Source organism: Vibrio sp. JPW-9-11-11 (assembly GCF_013369335.1).
Lineage (GTDB): Bacteria > Pseudomonadota > Gammaproteobacteria > Enterobacterales > Vibrionaceae > Vibrio.
Window position 1 is genome coordinate 1 of sequence record NZ_SZQJ01000019.1, and the last position, 3357, is coordinate 3357.

The following is a 3357-nucleotide window of genomic DNA, read 5'->3' on the forward strand; positions in this document are numbered from 1 at the left end:
AAACCATGATTTTTATGTGCTTTGATGCACTTAAGTCAGGCTTAGACTTGCAGCGACTTGCCACTGAAACCACTTGGAATTTTCAACGCCGCAGAAAACGGACTGACGACACCAAAAAGTGCTTTTGGAACGGCAATTTCACAATGAGGACTTTCCACAAACTCACTGAAACCACGTGAACTCACCACACCAGAGAAAGCGCCCTTTCAACAAGTAAACCAGCTTTTAGGAAGGCAAACTCTCAGAGCGGAATTTCAGCAGAAGATGTTGCCTAAATTGACCAGGCATTATCAGCACCAAAGAATAAAACCACCGATAAACGGTAGGCAAAAACTGAACCACGGACCGGAGAAAACGAGAATTGAAACCGAAAAATCTCGACGCCCAAAGACCTAGACACCAAGGCTGTAAACCTGAATTTTTAGGCTTTCTTCATCTGGCATATAACGCCCAATTAAGGGGTGAGCAACGCTACCACCCAACCTAAAGCATTGTACCGTAACCACTAAAATTGAAGTAGAAGCAAAAATGCCAGGGGTTGGGAATCCCTCTTAAATTGTTTGTTATGTTTTACCACAAACGACTGACTTATTTGGCAAAGAACTGCTTTGTTGACCCTGTTTCAAGAAGTCAGTCACACGCCAAAACTCACTTGACCGCCAGATGCACGAAGCACCAAACGCGGAAATCCACTTCCCTGCCCAATGAGGCAACCCGATAAACGTTCAACAAACGCCCTCTCTTTCCAACTAAAGCGCAAGACAATGGTAAATTGCCGAGGCAACTGCCAAATTGAAATGCTGCTTGGCAAAGAACCCAAAAGCGACTTTGAGCCGGTGAAATTTGAAGCCAACCGCCACGACCTGCAAATGAAGCAACCTGCGAACATTGACATGTTTTACGGGCTGAGGAATTCACGAAATTAGGCCGACAATGCGGATTTGCTGAGGCAACTCGAACGAATGGCTAAAGGGACAAAGAACAGAGATCGAAGAGTTTTTAAGCCACTGAAATACAAGTAAACATAACGCCCTGTTAAGGTGTGAGCAACGCAATACAAGAGCTGCCGCAAACCACCTTAAACACTAAACGCAACGCAACGCAACGCAACGCAACGCAACGCATAGTAAAAGTGCCACGCGTTGCGAATCACTCTTAAACAGTTTGTTAGCTGTATTTTAGTAAAGCCATTTGGGTGTGCTTTTATATCGATTGCTTAGACTCATCAAAGCCTCTGCATCTTTAATGCTTGTAGTATCAGTAAGACATCTTACCGCTATTATTACGCAAATAAGGCTACCTAACGAACAGAGCGCCCAAACTGCCCCATTAAAAAGTACATAATTGGTGTAAAATATTGTATCTATGTTAAACGAGCGATATACGTACAAACCAATAAAACCAGCTATCATTGCGAAGAACCAATATAAAATATGATTTCGAATTGGTCTTATATACTTTTCTAAACGCCTTTTCTTTGAGCATTGATATTTATCTCCGTAGACCAATCGACCTTTAGCTGTTTTCAAATACTTGTTTGAGTTTCGGTAGAGGTTTATTGCTTTTGTCGGTGCTTCGAAAGCAAGCAAAGCTACTATGGTTTCATAGTCAACACGTACCTTGAATTGATTAATAAACAACTGCTCAGCAACGAGTCTGTTGCTAATGTTCTCAGTGCCACTTAACACTTTAGAAAGAGCTTCTAAACTTTGGACTTTGTAAGACCGATTAGAGTGCAATATGTGATGCAAAAGTTTTATAAGCGGTAAGAAAGCCAGAATTGTAGACATGCTAACTACCCACAAAGGAGTCTCCTGCACACCATCAATCATTATATATACTCCTAGTTAAGACAGCTAACGCCGCATTAAGATGTGAGCGGCGCATGGCTATACTTGAGCGAAGCGAAACTGCCAAGCGTTGCGAATCACTCTTAAATGCTTTGTTATGCAAATTTTTCACGACGCATCGTTGTAATCGAATACCCCATTTCACGATACTTTTCACAACGTTGTTGTAAAAACTCCGGATACTGACTTTCTTCTACTTCATTGAAGCCAATATGCTTGTAGAAATCTGTTACATGAGCAAGTGGCATACAATAGGCGGTACGCACATTTAAAACAGGCTCAATGTGCTGAAGAAATTGAAGCCCTAAACCTTGACCTTGAAACTCACTCGCAATGTACATACCCCTGAGTATCGTCACGTCATTGATAAGCTCAACTTTCACTGAGCCGATAATCGCACCATCGTTGAGGCAGATAAATGCTCTTTCAGTATTAGACCAAGCACTATGATAGCCCTGCTCTTTATAGAATTGACCAACAGCGTCGTTCATAGAGCTATCGGCTTCAAAGATTCTCATTTTTACTCCATTTGCATAACGCCGCGTTAAGTGGTGAGCAACGCAGACCACTACACTAAAAGTATTGTGCCGTAACCACTTAAGCTGAAGCAAACCAAAAATGCCGAGCGTTGGGAATCCGTCTTAAACGCTTTGTTATGTGAAATGTTCCTCGAGTACCTTTTCGAGTTTCTTACGTGCGAAACTTTTAGATATATCAACGACAGCAGAAATACCTTCATTTGCCATTTTTTCTCGAACAAGAGTTAGCATTTCAGGCTTATCTAAGGTTGCAGCGAAGTCATAACCTTGCGAGGTTAAGCGCCAAGGGGCTTCAACTAAATAGTAACCTTCATCATCCCAATCAAATTGAATACCTAGCTCTTTACTATCTTTGAAAGCATTTACTACCAACCCTTGATCGCTAAGTAATTTTACATGTAAGCAAAACTTTTGAAGATCCTTATCAGTGTGTTCAGTGAAGTCTTCACAAGTTAAAACTGGCTTCTTATCATCGATGAAAACTCTCAATAATTCATGTAGATAGTCGTAATCAACTCTCATAACTTCCTCTTTTCACATAACGCCCAATTAAGGGGTGAGCAACGCTACCACCCAACCTAAAGCATTGTACCGTAACCACTAAAGTTGAAGTAGAAGCAAAAATGCCAAGCGTTGGGAATCCCTCTTAAATTGCTTGTTATGTTTCTTGGATTCAAGTACGAAGTGCGACACCTCTGAACATAAAAACAGTGAGATGCGATAATCATGAAGTTTGCTCCCGCCAAGAAGTAAAAAACATGAAATACACGCACCTCACTGAGAACGAAAGGTATATGATTTCTGCGCTCAGAAAGCAAGGAATTAGTACCGTTAAAATAGCTAAACAACTGGGGCGTCACAAAGCCACTATCTATCGAGAAATTGAACGCAATTCCCGATACAACAGACACTTTAAAAGGTACTCCTATCAGGCATGGAGAGCCCAACAAATGGCTCGCAACCGGCTG

The 3357-nt window shown here is 41.6% G+C and carries 4 protein-coding genes; 1 reads left to right on the top strand and 3 read right to left on the bottom strand.

The genetic code is table 11. The features are described from left to right. Positions 1–1178 precede the first annotated feature (1178 nt). From FCU94_RS15630 to FCU94_RS15640, 3 genes are all read right to left on the bottom strand, one after another. On the bottom strand, positions 1179–1832 hold the full coding sequence (locus FCU94_RS15630) for a hypothetical protein (RefSeq protein ID WP_176289426.1): 654 nt from the start codon (positions 1830–1832) through the stop codon (positions 1179–1181). A 113-nt stretch (positions 1833–1945) separates the two neighbouring features. After that, positions 1946–2368, bottom strand: coding sequence for a GNAT family N-acetyltransferase (locus tag FCU94_RS15635; RefSeq protein ID WP_176289427.1), 423 nt, complete (start codon positions 2366–2368; stop codon positions 1946–1948). Positions 2369–2503: 135 nt separating this feature from the next. Further along, complete coding sequence (locus FCU94_RS15640) at positions 2504–2911, bottom strand: DUF2513 domain-containing protein (protein WP_033907463.1); 408 nt, start codon at positions 2909–2911, stop codon at positions 2504–2506. A 236-nt stretch (positions 2912–3147) separates the two neighbouring features. Here FCU94_RS15640 and FCU94_RS15645 point away from each other — a divergent pair. After that, on the top strand, positions 3148–3357 hold a 210-nt coding region (locus FCU94_RS15645; RefSeq protein WP_176289428.1), incomplete at its 3' end, for a helix-turn-helix domain-containing protein.